This is a genomic window from Actinoplanes aureus (assembly GCF_015704865.1).
GTDB lineage: Bacteria > Actinomycetota > Actinomycetes > Mycobacteriales > Micromonosporaceae > Actinoplanes > Actinoplanes aureus.
This window is the reverse complement of sequence record NZ_JADQTO010000036.1, coordinates 53,257-75,287: the sequence shown is the minus strand read 5'-3', so window position 1 is coordinate 75,287 and position 22,031 is coordinate 53,257. Positions and strand designations below refer to the sequence as shown.

The window sequence follows — 22,031 nt, the reverse complement described above, 5'->3', positions numbered from 1 at the left end:
ACCCGCGGCGGAAAACCGAAGTAAAACCGGGACTGGGTGCTTGCGAGCCATATAGGCCCGGGTGTGGGATTTGCAGAACAGCGGCGTAACGAACGGGAAACGACGGGAGCGCTCGGCATGGCGCAGAAGACTTCGGAGAAGGGAAATGCCGGCGCGACCGCGCCGGTGGTGACAGATCCCGGCAGAGTTCGCAACGTGGTGCTGGTCGGCCACTCCGGCTCTGGGAAGACGACCCTGGTGGAGGCACTGCTCGCGGCCACGGGGACGATCCCGCGGGCGGGCACGGTGACGGACGGCACCACGGTCACCGATCATGATCCGGCGGCGGTACGGCAGCAGCGCTCGGTGGCGCTGGCCTGCGCCCCGCTGACGCACCAGGACGTGAAGATCAACCTGCTCGACACTCCGGGCTACGCCGACTTCGTCGGGGAGCTGCGCGCCGGCCTGCGGGCCGCCGACGCCGCGCTCTTCGTCGTCTCCGCGGTCGACGGCGTGGACGAATCCACCGTGGCGCTGTGGGACGAGTGCGCCGCCGTGGGCATGCCGCGGGCTGTCGCGATCACCCGGCTGGACCATCCGCGCGCCGACTACGACCAGGCCTTGCAGGACTGCCAGGAGGCGTTCGGCGAGAACGTGCTCCCCATCTACCAGCCGATGCTCGGCGACGACGGTCAGTCGATCGCCGGCCTGCTCGGGCTGGTCACGCTCCGGGTGCTGGACTACTCGCAGGGCTACCCGCCGCGGGAGAGCGAGGCCGAGCCGGAGCACCTGAACCCGATCGCCGACGACCGGAACACGCTCATCGAGGGGATCATCGCCGAGAGCGAGGACGAGACCCTGATGGATCGGTACCTCGGCGGTGAGCTGATCAGCACCGAGGCGCTCATCCCGGACCTGGAGAAGGCCGTCGCGAGGGGCAATTTCTACCCGGTCATCCCGGTCTGCGCGGGCACCGGCGTCGGCCTGGACGCGCTGCTCGACGGCCTGGTCCGGGCCGCGCCGTCGCCGCTGGAGCACGAGCTGCCGGTGGTCACCGGGGTGGACGGCTCGCCCCGGCCGCCGCTGACCTGCGACCCGGACGGCCCGCTGGTCGCCGAGGTGGTGCGCACCACGATCGACCGGCACGTCGGCCGGGTCTCGCTGGTCCGGGTCTTCTCCGGCACCCTGCGCCCGGACCAGACGCTGCACGTCTCCGGGCACGGCATGGCCGAGCGCGGCCATCCCGACCACGACGCCGACGAGCGCGTGGCGCACGTCTACTCACCACTCGGCGCGCAGCTGCGCGAGGTCGCGTACGCCATCGCCGGCGACCTCTGCGCGATCACCAAGTCGGGCAGCGCGGAGACCGGCGACACCCTCTCCAGCAAGGACAACCCGCTGCTCATGGAGCCGTGGCGGATGCCCGAGCCGCTGCTGCCGATCGCGGTGGTGGCGAAGACCCGCTCCGACGAGGACGCCCTGGCGAAGAACCTGGCCCGGCTGGTCGCCGGCGACCCGACCCTGCGCCTGGAACGCAACCCGGAGACACACCAGCTGGTGCTCTGGACGATGGGCGAGTCACACGCCGACGTGGTGCTGGACCGGCTCCGCTCCGGCGGCGTCGAGCTCGACACCGAGCCGGTCAAGGTGCCGCTGCGGGAGACGTTCGGCAGCGGGGCGAAAGGCCACGGCCGGCACGTCAAGCAGTCCGGCGGCCACGGCCAGTACGCGGTCTGCGACATCGAGGTCCAGCCGCTGGCCCGCGGCGAGGGCTTCCAGTTCGTCGACAAGGTGGTCGGCGGCGCGGTGCCGCACAACTACATCCCGTCGGTGGAGAAGGGCGTCCGCGCCCAGCTGGAGCGCGGTCTGGTCGCCGGCTGCCCGGTGGTGGACGTCAAGGTCACCCTCTACGACGGCAAGGCGCACAGCGTCGACTCGTCGGACGCCGCCTTCCAGACCGCCGGCGCGCTGGCGCTGCGCGCCGCGGCCGAGAGCGGGCAGATCACCCTGCTGGAGCCGGTCGACGAGATCGAGGTACGCGTTCCGGAGGCCTACGTCGGCGCGGTGATGAGCGACCTCTCCGGCCGGCGCGGACGTCCCCTGGGCAGCGAGTCCGGCGGCGCCGGCGAAGCCAGCCTGGTGCGGGCCGAGGTGCCCGCCACCGAACTGGTCCGGTACGCGGTGGAGCTGCGCGCTCTCACCTCGGGCACCGGCACGTTCACCCGCCGCTACATCCGGCACGAGCCGATGCCCGCCCACCTGGCCGACGCCGTCCGCAAGGAGCACGCGGCTTCTAGGTAGGCCAGGCCTTGGTGAACAGATCGCGGGTGTCGGTGAGCAGCTGCGGCACCACCTTGGTCCGGCCGATCACCGGCATGAAGTTGGCGTCGCCGCCCCACCGGGGCACCACGTGCTGGTGCAGGTGGGCGGCGATGCCGGCCCCGGCGATCGAGCCCTGGTTCATCCCGATGTTGAAGCCGTGCGGGCTGCTGGTGGAGCGGATCACCCGCATCGCGGTACGCGTGAACGCCGCCACCTCGGCCGTCTCCGGCTCGGTGAGGTCGGCGTAGTCGGCCACGTGCCGGTACGGGCAGATCAGCAGATGCCCCGGGTTGTACGGGTACAGGTTCAGCACCGCGTAGACGAGCTCACCCCGCGCCACGACCAGGCTGTCCGCGTCGGGGAGGCCGGGTGCCGTGCAGAACGGGCAGCCGGCCGGGCGGTCCTCCCCGGCGATGTAGGTCATCCGGTGCGGCGTCCAGAGCCGCTCCAGCCCGTCCGGTTCGCCGGTCTCCGCCCGCTGCTCGTCCACGGATCGAATCCTATGCGGTAACGATGGCCCCGCCGTGCACGTGGAACCGGCCACCGCCGTTCCGCTTGGCGGTGTACATCGCCGTGTCCGCGTGACGCAGCACGTCGTCCGGGTTGTGTCCGGCTTCCGAGAGGGCGATGCCGATGCTCGCCGGCGTACGCAGCTCGTGCTCGCCGTGCAGGACCGGCTCGTTCAACGCGGCGACGATCCGCTCGGCGATCCGCAACGCGTCGGCGAGCTCGCGCAGGTCCTCGGCGACCACCACGAACTCGTCGCCACCCAGCCGGGCCACCGTGTCCTCGGTACGCACACAGACCTTGAGCCGTTCCGCGACCACCTTCAGCAGCATGTCACCGGCGTCGTGGCCGTACGTGTCGTTGACCGGCTTGAACCCGTTGAGGTCCAGCAGCAGCACCCCGACCGGCCGGCCGGTACGCCGTGACCGGGCCAGCGCGCCGGTCAGCCGGTCCCGCAGCAGGGCCCGGTTGCCCAGCCCGGTCAGCATGTCGTGCATCGCCCGCATGGTCAGCTCGGCGGTGAGCGCCACGCTGTCCAGCGCCAGCGACACCTGGGTCCGCAGGGTCTGCAGCGACTTCACCACGTCGGCCGGCAGGTCGGCGTCGGTGCCGACGCTCAGCACCCCGAAGAACCGGTCGCCGTTGAGCAGCGGCAGCAGCATGAGCGGCCGGCTGTCGAAGCGGTCCAGGCCGCCGACGCCGAGCTTCGCCCAGCCCGGCTCGGTGAGCACCTCGCCGGACGCCAGCCGGGCGAGCAACTCGGCCGGAACGGCATGGCCGGGAATCTCGGTACCGGCCAGCGCGACCGCGTCGGCCCCGGAGGCGTGCACCACGGTCCAGTTGCCGGCGTTCTCCGGCGCCACCGTGATGATCGCGGTACGGGCGCCCGCACAGTCCTCCAGCAGGGTGGCGGCGGCGTCGGCCGCGAGCCGGTGCACCTGGGCGGCCTCCGTGGTGCGCAGCAGCGCGGTGCCGAGGTCGCTGAGGATGTGCTCGCGGGCCATCGCCTCGCGGATCGCGCGCATCCCCGCGTCGACCCGCACGACGAGCCGGGAGTTGTCCCGCAGCCCGACGATCTGCCGCACCGCCACCAGGGCGGTCAGGCTCAGTGCGCCACCGAGAACGGTCCAGGTGCGGGCGTCCAGGCCGTCCAGGAGAGCGAAGACGAGCAGGGTGTCGACGGCCGCGACAGCGGCGTACGGCAGCAGGCTGGCCGGGCCGCGGGTCGCCACCGGCGCGGCGGCGGACTCGCCGTGTGCGAGCTTCCGGAGGTGCGCCACCCCGGCCATGATCAGCAGGGCGATGAACACCTGCCGGGTGGCGAGGGCCAGATGCAGATGCCCGGTGCCGGCCAGGGCCTGCTGCATGACGTTGAGGGCGAGCTGGACCACCGCGGCCAGCGCGGCGAACCGCATCGCCTTGCGGCTGACCTCGGCGGCACCGCCGAGCCACAGCCGGGTGACCGCGAACAGGGCGATCAGCACGCCGGCGGTCCGGATCACCGCCCACACCGGGGCGGTCGCGCCCAGCTGCGGGTCCACCAGGAAGTACCAGAGGAACACGGCACCGGCGAGCAGAACGATGGACATGTCCAGGCCGAGCCGCAACCGGCTCGCCGACCAGCGTTGCCGGATCGGCGTGGTGAGCAGCGCGGCCACGATCAACACGGTGACACCCAGCTCGCAGACGAGCGCGAGAGCCGAGCTCGACGGATAGCCGCGGTTGCCGTCGACGACGAGGTTCCAGAGGTGGATCCCCGACGAGAACACCATGAGCGTCCAGGCGAACGAGGTGAGCCGCAGATGCCGCCGGGCGGCGGGCGGCCCGGTGCGGCGGGCGGCCTGCCAGCCCCGCCAGGCCAGGACGGCCGGGATCGCGGACAGCAGCGGCGACATGACCTGGTAGGCGGTGATCTGGAAGTCCCAGCCGCCCAGCCCGATCAGGTGCACCACGAAGCAGACGGCGGCCAGCGCGTAGCCGGCCAGGGCCACCCGTGGTGTCCGGATCCGCATGTCAACTCCGCTCCCGCCGCCGCGACCGCGGAGACTTCTCCGCGGTTACGTCGGACGGCGGGAGCCGCAGTTGAGAGGTCAGGCGGCGGACGGCCCGGTGTTCACCCGGGACTTGACCACCTCGACGACGTGCGCGACGGCCTCGTCGATCGACACGCCGTTGCGCTGCGACCCGTCGCGGTACCGGAAGGAGACGGTGCCGCCGTTCACGTCGTCGTCGCCGGCGATCGCCATGAACGGGATCTTCTGCTGCTGGGCCGTACGGATCTTCTTCTGCATCCGGTCGGTCGAGTAGTCGACCTCGGCCCGGATGCCTTCCTTACGCAGGCGCTCGACGAACGACGACAGATAGTCGGCGTGATCGTCGCGGATCGGGATGCCGACCACCTGCACCGGAGCCAGCCAGGCCGGGAAGGCGCCGGCGTAGTGCTCGACCAGCACGCCGAAGAACCGCTCGATCGAGCCGAACTTCGCCGAGTGGATCATGACCGGCTCCTGCCGGGTGCCATCGGCGGCCTGGTACTCCAGCCCGAACCCGGCGGGCTGGTTGAAGTCGTACTGGATGGTCGACATCTGCCAGGTCCGGCCGATCGCGTCCTTGGCCTGCACGCTGATCTTCGGGCCGTAGAAGGCCGCGCCACCCGGGTCGAGCACCAGCTCGAGGCCGGACTCGGTCGCCACGTCCTCGAGAACCTTGGTCGCTGCGGCCCACTGCTCGTCCGAGCCAATGAACTTGTCGCTCTCCGGGTCCCGGGTCGACAGCTCCAGGTAGTAGTCGTCCAGACCGAAATCGTCCAGCAGCGAGCGGACGAAGTTCAGCAGGTGCTTGATCTCGCCGGGAGCCTGCTCGGCGGTGACGTAGGAGTGCGAGTCGTCCTGGGTCAGCCCGCGCACCCGGGTCAGGCCGTGCACCACACCGGACTTCTCGTAGCGGTACACCGTGCCGAACTCGAACAGCCGCATCGGCAGCTCACGGTAGGACCGCCCGCGCGACCTGAAGATCAGGTTGTGCATCGGGCAGTTCATCGCCTTGAGGTAGTAGTTCGCCCCCTCGAGCTCCATCGGGGGGAACATCGTGTCCTTGTAGTAGGGCAGGTGCCCCGAGGTGTGGAACAGCCCTTCCTTGGTGATGTGCGGCGAGCCGACGTACTGGAAGCCCTCTTCGATGTGCCGGGCGCGGACGTAGTCCTCCATCTCGCGCTTGATCACCCCACCCTTCGGGTGGAAGACCACGAGACCGGAACCGATCTCGTCCGGGAAGGAGAAGAGGTCGAGCTCGGTGCCGAGCTTGCGGTGGTCACGGCGCTCGGCCTCGGCAAGACGGTTGAGGTACGCCTTGAGCTCGTCCCGCGACGGCCACGCCGTCCCGTAGATCCGCTGCAGCTGCGGGTTCTTCTCCGAGCCCCGCCAGTACGCCGCGGCCGACCGCATCAGCTTGAACGCCGGGATCAGCCGGGTCGACGGCAGGTGCGGGCCGCGGCACAGGTCGCCCCAGACGCGCTTGCCGTCCTTGTCGACGTTGTCGTAGTGGGTCAGCTCACCGGCGCCGACCGCCGCCGCCTCGGCGTCGACGTCGCCCTTGATGTCGACCAGCTCGAGCTTGAACGGCTCGGCGGCCAGCTCGGTCTTGGCCTCGTCGAGCGAGCCGTACTCCCGGCGGTGGAACGTCTGGCCGGCCTTGACGATCTCTTGCATCCGCTTCTCGAGCTTCGTCAGGTCCTCCGGCTGGAACGGCTTCTCGACGTCGAAGTCGTAGTAGAAGCCGTCCCGGATCGGCGGTCCGATGCCGAGCTTCGCCTCCGGGAAGACATCCTGCACGGCCTGGGCCAGCACGTGCGCGGTCGAGTGGCGCAGCACGTCGAGGCCGTCCGGCTCGTCGATGGCGACCGGGGTCACCTCGGTGTCCGCGGCGGGCGCCCAGTTCAGGTCGCGCAGCCGGCCGCCGGCCTCGCGGACCACGACGACCGCCTTCGGCCCGTGCGCCGGTAGCCCGGCGGCGGCCACCGCGTCGGCCGCCGTAGTCCCGGCCGGGACGACTAGGGGGTCGGCCACAGCGGGCTTACGGGGTGCAGACACGGTGATCTCCATTCAGACAGCGGGAGGCCCAGCGCTCTCCGGGCCGCCAACGATGCTATCCGCCGTGCTTCTGCGCGTTTCGCCCGGCGCGTGTGAATCCACACGCACGGTTTCAGGCGGGCAGCCAGGCCGGCAGCGGCTCACGGGCGGCGAGCCAGGCGGGCGGGATGCCGTCCACCCCGGTGTACGCCGCCACGACGCCCCCGGCGATCGCCGCCGTGGTGTCCACGTCCCCGCCGGCGACCACGCACGCCGCCACCGCCGCGGGATAGTCGTCGAGGTAGCGGTCGGCCACCCAGAGCGCGAACGGCACCGTGTCCTGGGCGGTCGCCTGGCCACCGCTGCCCAGCCGGTTCGCCGCCTCGGCGATACCGATGTCGGCCAGGCCGGCGGCCTCCACCAGCGCGTCGGCGACCACCCCGGTCGGAGTGTGCCCGGCCGTGGCCCGCAGCAACCGGCCCCGATCGGGTTTGTGGCCGTTGAGCCGGGCGGCGGCGGCGACCGCAGCGGCCACGGTGACAGCCACACCGCCCGCGATCCCCTCCGGGTGCGCATGGGTGACCTCGGCCGCGCGTACCCCTTGGGCTGCCGCGTGCGCGAGTGAATCCGCATGCCAGGCCCCCAGCGGTGCGGCGCGCATCGCCGCGCCGTTTCCGCACGAGCCCTGCCCGCCGAAGGCCGCGGCCGCGGCGATCGGCCAGGGCAGGCCGTCGCGGATCTCGCGGAGCATGGTGACAGCGCCGGGACCGTAGCCGCGGTAGGCGTCGAACTGCCCGGCCAGGCGCTCAGCGAAGCCGTCCCGGTCGAAGTCGCCGTCGTCGCCGGCCAGCGTCGCCACCAGGCAGCAGGCCTGCTCGGTGTCGTCGGTCCACTCCCAGGGCGCATCTGGGACCCTGCCCTCGAGCAGGTCGGACGGCTTGTTCCCGGGCACGAAGTACTGGGCGCCGAGCGCGTCGCCGACGCTGAGGCCGGCCAGGCTTTCCAGGGCCAGCACCAGCCGGGTACCGGGGAAGAGAGTGAATGACATCAGCGCTTCGGATCGTATTCCATCACTGAGCGTCATCAAAGAGTCTCGCTCGATCACCCTTTAGGTTTCGGTTGCCAAGGACGCTACGGTCTTCGCATGGCCACGGTGTTGCTCGTCGAAGACGATCATGTCGTGCGCGGTGCCATGCTCCGATCGCTCGCCGACCGGGGGCACGCCGTGCACGCCGTCGGCACGGCTCTCGAGGCACTGCGGCGGGTCGCGGCGGAGACGCCCGACCTGGTCGTGCTCGACCTCGGACTGCCCGACCTGGACGGCTCCGATGCGCTGCGCATGCTGCGCGGCATCACCGATGTGCCGATCATCATCGCCACCGCCCGTGACGACGAGCAGACCGTCGTGCGACTGCTGCGCGCCGGTGCCGACGACTACATGGTCAAGCCGTTCACCGGCGCCCATCTGGACGCGCGGATCGCCACGGTGCTGCGCCGGGTGGGCCGGGCCAGCCGGGCCGCGCAGCCGGCCGTCTACGAGGTCGGCGAGCTGCGAGTCGACATCGGCGAGCGCAGCGCCGCCCTCGCGGACCAGCCACTGGCGCTGACCCGCAAGGAATTCGATCTGCTTGCCTATCTCGCCGCCCGTCCGGGCCGAGTGGTTTCCCGTCGTGAGCTGTTGGAGGAGGTATGGCGACAGCCGTCGGTCGGCGAGGACCAGACCATCGACGTTCATTTGTACTGGCTTCGCCGGAAGTTGGGCGAATCCGCGGCGAAGCCCCGCTACCTGCGCACCGTGCGGGGGGTCGGATTCCGGTTGGTGGCGCCGGACTGAGGCTGCGGCTGGCCTACATCACCGCCGCCACGACGGCCATCGCCGCTCTGGTCTTCCTGATCCCGCTCGGCTGGGGACTGCGTAACGACCATCGGGAGGCCGCTCTCGAGGAGGCCGCCCGGCGTACCGCGACGGTCGCCGGCGCCATCAGTGCGGGGGCCGGGGACCGCGGCGTGGCCGCCGCCGTTCAGGCAGCCGGCGGCAACCCGGTGGTGCACACCCCCGGCATCGCACCCACCGCCGGCGGGCGCGCCGACGCCGCGCTCATCGACCGCGCGGCGACCCACCCGGAGCCGACCGTCGAGGAGGTCGCCGGCGGCGTGGTACGCCTACAGCCAGTGACCGTAAATGACAAGACGCTGGTGATCGAGGCGTTCGTACCGGACCCGGTGCTCAACGAGAACACCGCCCGCGACTGGTGGCTGCTGCTGGGTCTCGCGGTCGTCCTGGTCGGCGGTGCGGTCTTCGTGGTGGACCGGCTGGCCCGGGGCGCCGTCTCATCGGCCCGCAACCTGGTCGACGCCGCCCTCGCGGTCGGGGACGGCGACCTCGGCGTACGCATACAGCCCTCGGGCCCACGCGAGCTCGCCGAGGCCGGATACGCCTTCAACCGGATGGCCGACCGTCTGGTCACCTCCCGCACCGACGAGCGGGAACTGGTCGCCGACCTGTCGCACCGGCTGCGTACCCCGCTGACCGCGCTGCGCCTGGACGCCGAGGCCCTCGACCCGGACGACACCCAGATCATCGACCTGACCGCGGACGAGGTGGACCGCCGCCGCGGCATCCGCCGCATCCGGCAGGCGATCGGCACCCTCGAGGACGAGGTCAACGCCCTGATCAACACCACACGGCAGGCGGTCGCCGCGCAGGTGGCCGCGCCGGAGGACGGTCTCTGCGACGCCAGCGAGGTGGTCCGGGAACGGATGATGTTCTGGTCCGCCCTCGCCGGCGACCAGGACCGCCAGTACCGGGTGGTCGGCGCGCACCTGCGCGTCCCCGTACCGGTGGCCCGCGCCGAGCTGGCCGCCGCCCTGGACGCGGTCCTCGGCAACGTCTTCCGCTACACCCCGCAGGGCACCGCGTTCGAGGTCGGGCTCTCCCGGCGGGACGGCTGGGTGGCGCTGCGGGTGGACGACGCCGGGCCCGGCATCCCCGACCCGGAGCGGGCGCTGCGGCGCGGCCAGAGCAACCAGGGCTCGACCGGCCTGGGGCTGGACATCGCCCGGCGGGTGGCGCAGGCCACCGGCGGATCGGTGAGCCTGGACCGGGCCGCGATGGGCGGCGCGAGCGTGGTTATGCTGCTCGCCGACGCGGACGCCACGCCGAAGGTACCGAGCCGATTCGGCCTGGTCGGACGCGGTCGCTTGACCCGCGAACGGGACCCGGGCCGACGCCGTTGGCAACGACCGGGGCGGGAATGAGCTTCGAAGAACCAGACCGTGTCCCCCGGACGGAACAGCGCTTGCTTATATCTCTATTAAGGGCGTTCCCCTGGCGCGCCAGGGCTGGCAGTCTTCCCTTCGATCCCATCCGGCTTCCCGGATCGCAACCCGCAGCGCGTCCCCATCGCCGCGAACCGAGAAGCCGCCACGCGGTGGGAGGCGGCCACCCCATGGGCCCCTCCCACCGTTATCCAGCTCGACGAGGAGACGCAGTGTCCGCGCATCGCCGGCCAGCGTTCCGCGGGTCGCCCCCAGGGCGGCGGCGCGCTCCGAGCGAGCATCGCCGCAAGTCACGCTCCGCGAGCTCCCGGCTCCTTCCAGTAGCACTCGGGCTGGCTCTGCTCGGCGTCGGCGGCGTGGTGGGTCCCAGCGTGATCGGCAACAGTTCGTCGAGCGACGCGGACCGGCTCGGCCTCGCCGGCCTGCCGGCCGACGCGCCCGAGCAGGGCCTGGTCTACACCGGCCTGAAGCTGGCCGCCGCCGACTCGTTCTGCGCCGGCTCCTATCTGCTCTACGACGAGACCTGTACGCACGGCCCGCAGAGCCCCCCGGCCGGCCTCTCGGTACGCCGGGACGTGGCACCGGTCACCAAGGGCGGCGGGCAGGTGACCGCGGTACGCCGTGAGAACGGCGCCGTGCCCAAGGACGCCGAGATCGCTCGCGACCTGGGCGGCAGTGCGCTGACCGCGGACGCGCCGGCGCTGATCCCGGACGCCGCTCCCGGCCAGGCCGACTTCATCCTCGGCCCGGGCGACGTGGCCTGCTCCGGCGACGGCCGCAGCGGCAAGCGGGTGCAGCTGCTCTACCTGCACGAGTCCGCCACCGACAGCCGGTACCCGAAATTCCTGAACTCGTTCCGCACCTGGGCGGCCGGGGTGGACGCGATCTACGACGCGAGCGCCGGCGAGACCGGTGGCTCCCGGCACATCCGGTACGTGACGACGCCCGACTGCCGGGTCGACGTGGCCGAGGTGCAGCTGCCGGACGGCTCGCTGGACTCGTTCCTCAAGACCATCGAGTCGCTGCGCAACCTCGGCTACAACCGGACCGACCGCAAGTACCTGATGTTCTCCGACACCAACGTCTACTGCGGTATCTCGACGTACGTCGCGGACACCCGGCCCGGCCGCGGCAACCGCAACAACGGCGGCCCGTCGTACGCCCGGGTCGACTCCGGATGCTGGAGTTCGGCGGTCGCGGCGCACGAGCTGACCCACTCGCTCGGCGCGGTGCTGTCCGACTCGCCGAACGCCACCGGCGCGGGTAGCTGTGTCGACGAGTACGACCTGCTCTGCGGCTCGGACCGGTCGGGCAAGCCGATCCGTACCGTCTGCCCGAAAAACCACGAGATCCGGCTGGACTGCGGGCACGACGACTACTTCAGCACCGACCCGAAGCCGGGCAGCTACCTGGACGAGCACTGGAACGTGGCGCTGAGCGAGTTCCTGCTGCGCAGCGACGGCGGCGACGACATCCCGGACGCGCCGGGCGCCACCCGGCCGGACACCACCGCGCCGGCTCCCGCGCCCTCGACCGCCCCGGCCACGCCGCGCCCGGCACCGAGCAGCCCGGCACCCAGCCCGAGCGCGGGCACGCCGAGCTCCGCCCCGGCACCGAGCCCCAGCGTCTCGGAGAGCCCCGCCCCGGCCACCCCCGGGCCGGACCCCACCGTCCCCGCCGATCCGGCTCTGCCGCCGGTGGAGGAGGTGGCGCATCCGGTCGGCAAGGCCCGGCCGCCGGCCGCCAAGGCGGACCCGCCGGCCCCCGGCACCGGGGACCAGGATCCCGGCGAGGCGCCGGCCGCGCCGCCGCCGACCGCCAACGACGGCGTGCAGGCGGTGCTGGAGATCCGCGAGGCGACAAGCAGCTCGGTACGGCTGACCTGGAGCAGCGCCGCCGACGACGCCCGGTACGAGGTGTCCGTGGACGGCAAGCCGGTGGCGACCACGCGCGCCACCCGGGCCCGGTTGATCGGCCTCAAGCCGGACGCCAAGTACACCGTGGAGATCCGTAACCGGAAGCTCGGCTACCGCGCCAAGGGCACCGCGGTGACCGCCCCGGCGGCCCGCCCGGTGCAGAACTCGTGGTTCGTCCTGACCAACGCGCTGACCGGCGGCGCGGCCGATCTGTACGCGGCTCGCACCGACGACGGCACGCCGGTGACGCTCGGCGGTGAGGACGGCGGCGCCCAGCAGCAGTGGCAGCTGGTGCCGGCCGAGGACGACACGTACTCGCTGGTGTCGAAGGCGAGCAACCGGTGCGCGGTGGCGCTCGGCGGCACGCCGGCCGCGGGTGCGCCGCTGGTGCAGGGCGACTGCTACGCCTCGAACGGGGCCCGCTGGAAGTTGCAGGCCTCGGACTACGGGTTCACGTTGCGAAGCACCACGGCGAACCTGGTGCTCGGTGTGGGTGGCCAGCGTTTCGGCGCGCACCGGGTGCTGGTGCTCCAGACGGACACCGGGCAACGTCACCAGAGCTGGACGGCGGTTCCCGACTAGGAACCACCGACGGGCCAGGACCGACAGGAGAGGCGGATGCCGAAGCTAGTGAGCAGGCCGAAGACCGAGCCGGACGAGGATCCGGCCCGGTTCAACCGGCGGCGTCTGGTGCGCTGGCTGACGATCCTGACCATCGGCACCGCCGTCATGGTGGCCTGCTGGCAGGACCCGCTCTACCCGTAGGTGACGGTGTAGGCGTCGATCTCCGCCAGCAGCGCGGACTTCCCGGCCGCCGGCAGGAAGCTGTGCCGGACCGCGGCCTTCGCCAGGTCGGCCACACCGGCCGCGTCCAGGTCGAGCAGTCCGGCCGCGGCGGCGTACTCGGCCTCGAGTGTGGTGCCGAACATCGGCGGGTCGTCGGAGTTCACGCTGACCGGCACCCCGGCCGCGACAAGCGTCGCGATCGGATGCTCGGCGAGCGAGGCGACGGCCCGGGTGCGCAGGTTCGAGGTGGGGCACACCTCGAGCGGGATCCGGTGCTCGGCCAGGTACGCCATCAGCCGCTCGTCGCGGGCGGCGGCGATGCCGTGCCCGATCCGCTCGGCGCCCAGCTCCCGGATCGCGTCCCAGATCGTCTCCGGTCCGGTCGTCTCCCCGGCGTGCGGCACGCTGTGCAGCCCGGCGGCCCGGGCCTTGTCGAAGTACGGCTTGAACTGCGGTCGCGGCACCCCGATCTCGGGTCCGCCGAGGCCGAAACTGATCAAACCGTCGGGCCGCTCGTCGAGGGCCACCCGCAGGGTCTCCTCGGCCGAGGCGAGCCCGGCCTCCCCCGGGATGTCGAAGCACCAGCGCAGGTCCACACCGAAGTCGCGAGCGGCCCCGGTCCGGGCGTCCTCGATCGCCTCGCAGAACGCCGGTGCCGGGATGCCACGCCGGACACTGGAGTACGGCGTGACGGTCAGTTCGGCGTACCGCACCTGCTGGCGGGCCAGTTCCCGGCCGATCTCGTAGGTCAGCAGCCGGACGTCCTCCGGGTCACGGATCAGATCGACCACGCTCAGGTAGACCTCGATGAAGTGCGCGAAGTCCCGGAACTCGAAGTACTCGGCCAGCAGCGCCGGATCGGCCGGCACCGGTGAGCTGCCCTCGTGCCGGGCGGCCAGCTCGGCCACGATCCGCGGCGAGGCCGAACCCACGTGGTGCACGTGCAGCTCGGCCTTGGGCAGTCCGGCGATGAACGACGTCAGGTCCGTCAAGAGAGCTCCCCCTAGATAGATGCCACCACGAAGATACGGCGGAAGGGGAACGCCACGACGCCGTGCCGCTCGGGATGGGTCTCGGCGATCCGGATCGCCAGCTCGGCCCGGAAGTCCGCCCAGTCCGCCTCGTCCAGCGCCGCACGCACCGGGCGCAGCGCGGTCCCCTCCATCCAGCTCAGTACGGGATGGTCCGCACCGGGCGCGGCGGCGGGCAGCAGGTGCAGGTAGGTCGTCTCCCACGCGTCGACGGTGGCGCCGGTTGCGGTGAGCAGCGCCGCGTACCCCGCCGCGTCGTCCACCGGGTCGTCGCGGAGCAGGCCGTCCAGGCGCTCGGCGTAGCGCGCGGAAGCGCCCAGCTCCCGGACCGCCCGGTGACCGGGACTGTCGAAGTTGCCGGGCACCTGTACGGCGAGCCAGGCGCCGGACGGCAGCTCGGTCACCCAGCGGGCCAGCATCTCGCGGTGTCCCGGCACCCATTGCAGAGCGGCGTTGGTGACCACCACGTCCACGTCGGGCTCGGGATGCCAGTCCTCGATGCCGCCCAGCCGGAACCCGACCGGTCCGGGGTCGGCGGCCGCCTTCGCGATCATCTCGGGCGAGGAGTCGATGCCGACCACCCGGGCGCCGGGCCAGCGCTCGGCGAGGGTGCGGGTCAGCTCACCGGGCCCGCAGCCCAGGTCCACCACGGCACGCGGCCGCTCGGCACCGATCTGCCGGACGAGGTCGAAGAACGGACGGGAACGTTCGGTTCCGAAACGGCGGTACACAGTCGGGTCCCACATGAGCTCTCCCTAAACCGTACGTACGTTTTGTTTTAACCTATCAGCTTGGCGGTAGGGTCATGACGTGGAAAAACGAAGCTTTCGGAAGCTCGGCCGGGACGTCGGCGTGGTCGGTCTCGGCGCCTGGCAGCTCGGCGCCGACTGGGGTGAGGTCAGCGAGGCGGACGCGCACGCGACCCTGCAGGCCGCCGTCGACGCGGGCGTGACCTTCATCGACACCGCCGACGTCTACGGCGACGGCCGCAGCGAGCAGATCGTCGGTTCGTTCGTGAAGGACCGTCCCGGGCTCACCGTGTTCACCAAGATGGGCCGCCGGCTGCCGCAGGAGCCGGGCAACTACCACCTGGACAACTTCCGGGCGTGGACCGACCGCTCCCGCGCCAACCTCGGCGTCGAGACGCTCGACCTTGTGCAGCTGCACTGCCCGCCCACCCCGGTCTACTCCTCGGACGAGGTCTTCGACGCCCTCGACACCCTGGTCCAGGAGAAGCGGATCGCCGCGTACGGGGTGAGCGTCGAGCGCGTCGACGAGGCCCTCACCGCGATCGCCCGGCCCGGCGTCGCGAGCGTGCAGATCATCCTCAACGCGTTCCGGCTCAAGCCCCTCGAGCGGGTCCTGCCCGCCGCCGCCGAGGCCGGCGTCGGGATCATCGCCCGGGTCCCGCTCGCCAGCGGCCTGCTCTCCGGCCGGTACGACGAGCAGACCACCTTCGCGGCCGACGACCACCGCAACTACAACCGCCACGGCGAGGCGTTCGACGTCGGCGAGACGTTCTCCGGCGTGGACTTCCAGGTGGGGCTCGAGGCGGTCCGCCGGCTTCGCCCGCTGGTGCCGGAGGGCGCCACCATGGCGCAATTCGCGCTCCGCTGGATCATCGATCAGCCGGCCGTCACCGTGGTGATCCCCGGCGCCCGCAACCCGCAACAGGCGCGCGCCAACGCGGCGGCCGCCGATCTGTCACCACTCACGCCGGAAACTCAGGAAAAGATCTCCGCGGTCTACGATGAGTTGATTCGCCCCCAGGTGCACGACAAATGGTGAACAATGAAAACGAGCCGCGATTGCGGGGCTGGCTCACGATGTCGCTGGGCCTGCTGGCGATGGTGCTGGGTGCGGTGTGGCTGCTGCAAGGCCTGGGCTACCTCACCGACAGTCTGATGAGTGATGAGCTGTTCTGGGCGGCGGCCGGTGGCGTGCTGCTCGTGGTCGGACTCGTCCTGGTGGTCATCGGGATGCGTCGCCGGACGGCCGGATACACCTCGACCTGAGCGGCCGGGGGACAGACGAAGATGGCCCCGCAACCTCGGGCGAGGGTGCGGGGCCACGGTCGGGCCGGCCTCCGCCAGGCGGCCGGCGTGCCGGTCTCACGACCGGCGGTTCGGGGCTTGTTCACGACCCTCCTGCGCCGACGCGCAGGTGGGGCACAGGATCTGCACCGTCGAGAACAAGCCTCCCTAGGTCTCAGAGCGGGCGAACCTGCTCCGCCTGCGGGCCCTTCTGGCCCTGTGCGATCTCGAATTCCACCCGCTGGTTCTCCTCCAGAGTGCGGTAACCGCTCGTCTGGATGGCCGAGAAGTGGACGAACACGTCAGCACCCCCGCCGTCGACGGTGATGAAGCCGAAGCCCTTGTCTGCGTTGAACCACTTCACGGTTCCTTGCGCCATGCTGAACTCTCCTTCTGAAAATGCCGGCCCGCCCAACCGCGGCAGCGCGGGGCCGATGACCGTTTTCGAGCAGCGGCGCCGCGAGGCGGCCCTTTCAGAGGACGTCCCATCCGCCGGCCTCGTGACACCTGGCGCCCCTCCCGGGAAGGGGCCGATGTCCCGCGGTAAGCGGAAGCAGCGAACCACGTACGCAAAAACTGGCCACACTGTACCCGAAAATCGGGCTGTAAAGCTCCCCCTCGTAAGAATCGAATAATGGGTGGCCGATATGGAAAAGGCCCCCCACTTCGTGGTCACGAAGCGGGGGAACCGGCAAGACTCCTGTCGATACGGAAGATGATCTAGTCAGGCCACGTACCGGTCAGTTTGTGGGTGCCGATCGCACCGCCACGATGGACCGCTGCCTTCACCACCGCGAAGATCGCGCCCTGCAACGCGGCCGCCGTGAGGATCTCCACCCAGCCGCGATCCGGGTCGCCCGCGTCCGGGGCGTCGTCGTCACCGGAGACCAGTTTCCACGCCTCCTTGAAGAGGATGCCCGCCACCGCACCGGCGGCCAGCCCCAGGCCGACGTTCACCGGCTTCAACGCCAGCTTGCCCAGCTTGCCCGCCATCAACGCCTCCCGCGCACGATAAGAATGACACCGACCACCGCGACCACACCGGCGACGACCAGCACCGCCGGGTACGGGTTCGCGCGTACCCGGGCTCGGGCGTCGTGCGCCAGCTCGGGCGCGCCCTCGGTGGCCTGCACCGCCGCGGCCTTGGCCCGGCCGGTCGCGCCGAGCGTCGCCTCACGGACCCGCCCGGTCACCGCGGCCGCCTGAGTGAGCACCCGCTCCTTGGTCTGTTCCACCTGTTCCCGTGCGCGCGCCTTGACGTCCGCCCGGGCGGCCAGAGCCTGCACCGTCTCACCGAGATCGGCTCGAGTCTGCCTTATCTCCTCCCGCAGCGCCGTCAGATCCGGCTTGGCCGCGGAACCATTCTTCCCACTCATACCCGGCTACGCTCCTTGACCGCGTGCTTCACCTCGTCGACATCGGCCTTCAGGTTCTGGATCGCGGCCTGCGGCTCGGGCGGGGTCGCCTTGCGCAACTGACTCCGGCCCAGCAGAGCGAGCACTCCGGCCACCGCGAAGAGAACAACGGTGACGATCAGCGCCGCCAGCCAGAGCGGCAGGAACAGATCCAGCACGATGACCAGCGTTGCGAGAAGTGCGCCCACGCCGTACCCGGCAAGCACCCCGGCGCCGCCGAACAGGCCGGCGCCGATGCCGGCATGTTTGCCTTTCTCGGCGAGTTCCGCCTTGGCGAGCGTCAATTCGTCCCGGACCAGGCGGCTGAGCTGTTCGCTCGCGCGCTGCACCAGTTCCGCGGTGGACTGCTCGTTGAGCGGCTTGACGGGAGTACCGTTCAAGACATCGGCCATCGTGTCCCCCTTTCCGTGTGATCGGGGTATGCCCTGATCACGACCGCCTCAATCCTCGCTGTCCGGGGCAAGCCACGCTCTGCGTCGATCAGGCCCGTACCGGTGCCGCACCGTCCGGGCCGCCGAAGGTCACGCCGCGCCCCTCACCGTCGTCACCACCACTGAAAACCCGCGCGGCGTCCGAGGACGCACCGAGATCCGCGCGGTGGATCGGGCGCGCCAGCTCGGACGGGCGGTCCTGCGTGTCCACCTCGGCGCGCATCCGCGGCACCGCACCGCGCTGATGCTCCCAGATCCAGGCGACCAGCCGCTCGCGTACGAGACAGCGCAGGTCCCACAGCGCACCCGCGTCATCCGCGCTCACCAGCGCCCGGAGCCGTACGTTGCCGCCGGTCGCCTCGGTCACCTGGAGCACGCAGACCCGGCCGTCCCACAACTCGGTGGACTCGCAGACCCGTCGCAGCTCGGCCCGCATTGGTTCGATCGGGGTGGACCAGTCCACGTCGACCTCCGCCGTGCCCAGCACCGCGGACCCGGTACGCGTCCAGTTCTGGAACGGTTTGGTGGTGAAGTACGAGGAGGGCAGGATGAGCCGCCGGTCGTCCCAGATCTGCACGACGACCACGGTCAGCGTGATCTCCTCGATCCGGCCCCACTCCTGTTCGACCACGACCACGTCGTCCACCCGGATCGCGTCGTTGAAGGCGAGCTGGATCCCGGCGAACACGTTGCCGAGCGTGCTCTGCGCGGCCAGCGCCGCGACCACGCTGATCACACCGGCCGAGGCGATCACGCTGGCGCCGAGAGCGCGGATGTCCGGGAACGTCATGAGCATGACGCCGATGGTGAGCACCACGATGGCGGCGACGGTGACCCGGCGCAGCATCACCACCTGGGTCTTGATCCGCCGGTGCCGGCGGTTGTCCGGCACGTCGGTGCGCCAGCGGGCGAGGGCCACGTCCTCCATCACCAGCAGCATCGCGCCGACCAGCCAGGCGAAGGCGGCGATGCAGAGCAGCACGAGCGCGTGCATCACGCCGCTCCGGTAGGTGAAGTCGCCGGCGAAGACCCGGATCGCCTGCTGCACCGAGACCAGGGTGACCGCGGTCAGGAAGGGACGATGCACCTTCCTGGCCAGATCGGCCGCGAGCATGGACTTCCGGCCGAGCCGGACCACGACCCGGTGGGCGATCTCGACGAGCAGGATCGCCGCCCCGGCGGACACCAGGACGGCGAGCAGGGCGGTCATAACGCTGGACACGGGCTTCCTTCCCACGAACGGAACTTGTGCCAGCGTCCCAGCTTGCCCGGCCCGGGTCAGCGAACACCAGAGGCGGCGGATGTCGGAGATACCTCACACCCGCCGCCGTTGGGGCCGTCGATCAGATCTTGCGGTACTTGGCCTGCGCGATGCAGTAGACGCCGTAGGCGGCGATACCGGCCGCGATCAGAACGAGCAGCCAGATACCCCAGGAGTAGCTCGCGAGGGTCTTCAGCGCGGCGTCCAGGCCACGGGCCTTGTCCGGGTCGAAGTTCACCGCGGCGGTGACGAACAGAGCACCGGCGATCGCGTAGGCGACGCCCTTGGCCATGTAGCCGGCCACGCCCAGCCGGATGATCGGCTGACGGGTGGAAGCGGTCATCTGCTGGGTGTTCAGGTGCCTGACGAACTTGCGCTTCCAGCCGTAGTAGAACATGCCGATGCCGACGCCGAGCACGACCAGGCCGATCAGGGCGACCAGCCAGCGGCCACCCGAGGAGCTCATCAGGCCGGTCGTCTTGCTCTCGTAGCTGTCGCCCATCGAGGCGTTCGCGCCCTGCACGACCTTGACCGCCATCCAGGCGAGGTAGGCGTAGAGGATGGCCCGCACACCGGAGAGCACCCGCTCGGCCATCGCGGTGCGGTTGCGCTCACCGCTCTCGCCGATGGCGGCCTCGAAGGCCTGCCAGATCGCCATCGCGACGAGGCCGACGGCGATCACGATGAGCAGGGTCTTGCCGTACGAGTGCCGGGCGATCTCCTGCAGAGCGCCGGACTGGTCGCTCTCCTGGCTCGATCCGGCGATGGCGACCTGCAGCGCGATCCACGCGAACAGCAGGTGGATGATGCCGTACCCGATGAAGCCGCCCCGGGCCAGATACTCCAGCGGCTTACTCTCGGCGGCCCGTGACGCTTGGTATTTGACGTTCGAGGTCGTGGAGGACATGTCCCGGGATATGACCGACGGCGACGTTCGTCAAACGTCGGCTACGGCCGCGCCACCTCTATCTGAATCTGATCCGCCGTCACACTCTCCAGCTGAACCTGGAGACCGCCGACGTCGACCGCCTGCTGACCCTTGGTGAGCTGGATCTGCTCGCCGCCGATGTCGAGGGTCACCGTGTTCTCGTCGGCGCTGACGAATTTCGCCTCCACGCCCAGCACGCTCACGCTGGCGTTGGTCTCCCGCGCGATGGACACGGTGCACTGGTCGAGCCCGCAGCTCACGTCGTCACCGCATCCGGTGAGCAACGCGAGGCCGAAGGCGGCGGAGGCGAGCGCGGCGACTGCACGGCGGCGGGGCTTCGAGATCAACACCCTTGCAACGGTACGCGAAGACGGCAAATCCAAGCCGGTCGAACGCGCTACGCCGCGACCGGCTGGGGTGCCGGCTCCGGAACGTCCACGCCGGCGATGATCTCGGCGGCCGCCTGGCCGAGGGCCCGGGTCGCGCCGTGGGTCGCGATGTGCACCCCGCCGAGGATCGTCTCCGGAATGCCCATCTCCACCACGATCGCGTCCGGCCGCAGCTCCAGCACCCGGGACAGGGTCGTGGCGATCCACGGGTGCCGGTGCACGTCCCGGACCACCAGCACCAGCGGCCGCTCGGCGGCGCCGGCCAGCACCGGCTCGGCCGCATCCGGCAGGCCGGCCAGGTCGTCGGCGGTCAGCCGGCGCGAGGTGGTGCCGGGAAGCAGGTCGGCCAGGGGCGCGCCCAGCCCCCACGGCGTCTCGCTGCCGATCGCGATGTTGCGCGGCGGGGCGAACTCGACGACGTGCGGCACCCCGGTCACCGGCAGCACTGCGCGGTCGCCCGCGACGGTCACCTTGATCGCCTTGCGTGCGGCGGCGAAGCCGACGGCCGAGCCACGACCGGAGAGGACGGCCACCTCGTTACCGGCGGCCGCGTCGGCGATCGCGCGAGCCCCGGTGCGGGTCTGCCGCTCGGTGGTCCATCGCGCCAGCCGCCGGACCCGGGCGACCGCGTCCCGCAGCCGCTCCTCGGGGAGCTCACCACTGCGCACCGCGGCCACGATGGCGTCGCGCAGCTCGATCGCGGTCTCCTCGTCGGCGTTGTCGCCCCCGACGCAGATGGCGTCCACCCCGGCGGCCAGGGCGCGGACGCCGGCACCGGCGAGGCCGTACCGGCGGCGCACGCCCTGCATCTCGATGCCGTCGGTGACGATCAGGCCCTGGAAGCCCAGTTCCTCGCGGAGCAGCCCGGTGAGGATCTTCGAGCTCAGCGTGGCGGGCAGCTCGGCGTCGTACGCGGGGACGAGCAGGTGCCCGGTCATCACGACCTTGGCCCCGGCGGCGATCGCCGAGCGGAACGGCACCAGCTCGCAGGCCTCCAGCTCGGCGGCGCTCTTCGCGATCAGCGGCACGTCGTGGTGCGAGTCGACGGCGGTGTCGCCGTGACCGGGGAAGTGCTTGGCGCAGCCGGCCACCCCGGACTCCTGCAGACCGCGGATGAAGGCGGCGGTGTGGCGGGCCACCAGGCCGGGTTCGGCGCCGAAGGCCCGTACCCCGATGACCGGGTTCGCGGGGTTGTTGTTGACGTCCGCGTCCGGGGCGTAGTCCAGCGTGATGCCGGCGTCGGCCAGGTCCCGGCCGAGGTCGCGGGCGACCGCCTCGGTCAGTTCGGCGTCGTCGATCGCGCCGAGCGCCAGGTTGCCCGGGCGGGAGCTGCCGGACCGGGACTCGAACCGGGTGACGTCACCGGCCTCCTCGTCGATGGCCACGATCACGTCGGGGTATTCCGCGCGCAGTTGCGCGGTCAGCGCGGCCACCTGGGCCGGCGACTCGACGTTACGTGCGAAGAGGGCGACGCCGCCCAGACCCTGACCCAGCCACCGGCGGACCCAGTCCGGTGCGGAGGTGCCGACGAAGCCCGGCTGCAGGACCGCAGCGGCGAGTTCCGGCAGATCGCCGTGAAAGGACATGAGCCCCCGTACCTCCGATACATCCACGAACGTCAATGTGAACGTTCTCCCCCGTTCGGGGACCTATGGTCACACCCGCTCCCCGGATTAGTCAACAAACC

Annotated in this window: 21 protein-coding genes; 7 read left to right on the top strand and 14 right to left on the bottom strand. The window is 71.2% G+C overall.

Annotation, left to right across the window (positions count from 1 at the left end; all coding sequences use genetic code 11):
• Window positions 1-117 precede the first annotated feature (117 nt).
• Window positions 118-2,280, top strand: a complete 2,163-nt coding sequence (locus tag I4J89_RS43505) for an elongation factor G-like protein EF-G2 (protein ID WP_196420082.1) — start codon at window positions 118-120, stop codon at window positions 2,278-2,280.
• On the opposite strand, the gene I4J89_RS43500 is transcribed toward I4J89_RS43505, so the two are convergent.
• The 4 genes from I4J89_RS43500 to I4J89_RS43485 form a co-directional block, all read right to left on the bottom strand.
• Window positions 2,273-2,725: an HIT family protein gene (locus I4J89_RS43500; protein ID WP_196420105.1), complete on the bottom strand. Its 453-nt coding sequence runs from the start codon at window positions 2,723-2,725 to the stop codon at window positions 2,273-2,275. The two genes, I4J89_RS43505 and I4J89_RS43500, sit on opposite strands and share 8 nt — an antisense overlap.
• A 76-nt stretch (window positions 2,726-2,801) precedes the next feature.
• Complete coding sequence (locus tag I4J89_RS43495) at window positions 2,802-4,820, bottom strand: sensor domain-containing diguanylate cyclase (RefSeq protein ID WP_196420081.1); 2,019 nt, start codon at window positions 4,818-4,820, stop codon at window positions 2,802-2,804.
• 78 nt (window positions 4,821-4,898) lie between these two features.
• Window positions 4,899-6,896 carry a threonine--tRNA ligase gene (gene thrS / locus I4J89_RS43490; RefSeq protein WP_196420080.1) on the bottom strand — a complete coding sequence of 666 codons (1,998 nt, stop codon included), beginning with the start codon at window positions 6,894-6,896 and terminating at the stop codon, window positions 4,899-4,901.
• A gap of 112 nt (window positions 6,897-7,008) precedes the next feature.
• Window positions 7,009-7,923, bottom strand: coding sequence for an ADP-ribosylglycohydrolase family protein (locus I4J89_RS43485; RefSeq protein WP_196420079.1), 915 nt, complete (start codon window positions 7,921-7,923; stop codon window positions 7,009-7,011).
• Window positions 7,924-8,019: 96 nt separating this feature from the next.
• On the opposite strand from I4J89_RS43485, the gene I4J89_RS43480 reads away from it, so the two are divergent.
• The 4 genes from I4J89_RS43480 to I4J89_RS43465 all read left to right on the top strand — a co-directional run bounded on the left by I4J89_RS43480 (window position 8,020) and on the right by I4J89_RS43465 (window position 12,835).
• Window positions 8,020-8,709: a response regulator transcription factor gene (locus I4J89_RS43480; protein WP_196420078.1), complete on the top strand. Its 690-nt coding sequence runs from the start codon at window positions 8,020-8,022 to the stop codon at window positions 8,707-8,709.
• A gap of 2 nt (window positions 8,710-8,711) precedes the next feature.
• Window positions 8,712-10,133, top strand: a complete 1,422-nt coding sequence (locus tag I4J89_RS43475; RefSeq protein ID WP_230860604.1) for a HAMP domain-containing sensor histidine kinase — start codon at window positions 8,712-8,714, stop codon at window positions 10,131-10,133.
• A gap of 392 nt (window positions 10,134-10,525) precedes the next feature.
• Window positions 10,526-12,652 carry an RICIN domain-containing protein gene (locus tag I4J89_RS43470; RefSeq protein WP_309238736.1) on the top strand — a complete coding sequence of 709 codons (2,127 nt, stop codon included), beginning with the start codon at window positions 10,526-10,528 and terminating at the stop codon, window positions 12,650-12,652.
• Window positions 12,653-12,688: 36 nt separating this feature from the next.
• Window positions 12,689-12,835, top strand: a complete 147-nt coding sequence (locus I4J89_RS43465; RefSeq protein ID WP_196420076.1) for a hypothetical protein — start codon at window positions 12,689-12,691, stop codon at window positions 12,833-12,835.
• Here I4J89_RS43465 and I4J89_RS43460 read toward each other — a convergent pair.
• Together I4J89_RS43460 and I4J89_RS43455 are read right to left on the bottom strand one after the other, a co-directional pair.
• Window positions 12,826-13,848 carry an adenosine deaminase gene (locus tag I4J89_RS43460; protein ID WP_196420075.1) on the bottom strand — a complete coding sequence of 341 codons (1,023 nt, stop codon included), beginning with the start codon at window positions 13,846-13,848 and terminating at the stop codon, window positions 12,826-12,828. The two genes, I4J89_RS43465 and I4J89_RS43460, sit on opposite strands and share 10 nt — an antisense overlap.
• An 11-nt stretch (window positions 13,849-13,859) precedes the next feature.
• Window positions 13,860-14,633, bottom strand: coding sequence for a trans-aconitate 2-methyltransferase (locus tag I4J89_RS43455; protein ID WP_196420074.1), 774 nt, complete (start codon window positions 14,631-14,633; stop codon window positions 13,860-13,862).
• A gap of 64 nt (window positions 14,634-14,697) precedes the next feature.
• Here I4J89_RS43455 and I4J89_RS43450 point away from each other — a divergent pair, with 64 nt between their 5' ends.
• Together I4J89_RS43450 and I4J89_RS43445 are read left to right on the top strand one after the other, a co-directional pair.
• Window positions 14,698-15,675, top strand: a complete 978-nt coding sequence (locus I4J89_RS43450) for an aldo/keto reductase (protein ID WP_196420073.1) — start codon at window positions 14,698-14,700, stop codon at window positions 15,673-15,675.
• Window positions 15,669-15,902 (top strand): hypothetical protein, encoded by a 234-nt coding sequence (locus tag I4J89_RS43445; RefSeq protein ID WP_196420072.1) that lies wholly within the window; start codon window positions 15,669-15,671, stop codon window positions 15,900-15,902. Before I4J89_RS43450 ends, I4J89_RS43445 begins: the two co-directional genes overlap by 7 nt.
• 193 nt (window positions 15,903-16,095) lie before the next feature.
• Here the strand turns inward: I4J89_RS43445 and I4J89_RS43440 are convergent, their stop codons facing one another.
• From I4J89_RS43440 to I4J89_RS43405, 8 genes are all read right to left on the bottom strand, one after another.
• A complete protein-coding gene (locus tag I4J89_RS43440; protein ID WP_011905669.1) occupies window positions 16,096-16,299 on the bottom strand; it encodes a cold-shock protein in 204 nt (67 codons plus the stop codon).
• Window positions 16,300-16,640: 341 nt separating this feature from the next.
• On the bottom strand, window positions 16,641-16,913 hold the full coding sequence (locus I4J89_RS43435; protein WP_196420071.1) for a DUF4235 domain-containing protein: 273 nt from the start codon (window positions 16,911-16,913) through the stop codon (window positions 16,641-16,643).
• Window positions 16,913-17,296 (bottom strand): DUF3618 domain-containing protein, encoded by a 384-nt coding sequence (locus tag I4J89_RS43430; RefSeq protein WP_196420070.1) that lies wholly within the window; start codon window positions 17,294-17,296, stop codon window positions 16,913-16,915. The genes I4J89_RS43435 and I4J89_RS43430 overlap by 1 nt, the downstream gene beginning before the upstream one ends.
• On the bottom strand, window positions 17,293-17,727 hold the full coding sequence (locus I4J89_RS43425; RefSeq protein WP_196420069.1) for a phage holin family protein: 435 nt from the start codon (window positions 17,725-17,727) through the stop codon (window positions 17,293-17,295). The genes I4J89_RS43430 and I4J89_RS43425 overlap by 4 nt, the downstream gene beginning before the upstream one ends.
• A gap of 88 nt (window positions 17,728-17,815) precedes the next feature.
• Window positions 17,816-18,988, bottom strand: coding sequence for a mechanosensitive ion channel family protein (locus I4J89_RS43420; RefSeq protein ID WP_373688205.1), 1,173 nt, complete (start codon window positions 18,986-18,988; stop codon window positions 17,816-17,818).
• Window positions 18,989-19,109: 121 nt separating this feature from the next.
• Window positions 19,110-19,934, bottom strand: a complete 825-nt coding sequence (locus I4J89_RS43415) for a DUF1206 domain-containing protein (protein ID WP_196420068.1) — start codon at window positions 19,932-19,934, stop codon at window positions 19,110-19,112.
• 41 nt (window positions 19,935-19,975) lie between these two features.
• Window positions 19,976-20,305, bottom strand: coding sequence for a hypothetical protein (locus I4J89_RS43410; protein ID WP_196420067.1), 330 nt, complete (start codon window positions 20,303-20,305; stop codon window positions 19,976-19,978).
• Between the two features lie 47 nt (window positions 20,306-20,352).
• Entirely contained in the window at window positions 20,353-21,930 is a 1,578-nt protein-coding gene (locus I4J89_RS43405) for a glycoside hydrolase family 3 protein (RefSeq protein WP_196420102.1), read from the bottom strand.
• Window positions 21,931-22,031: the final 101 nt, after the last annotated feature.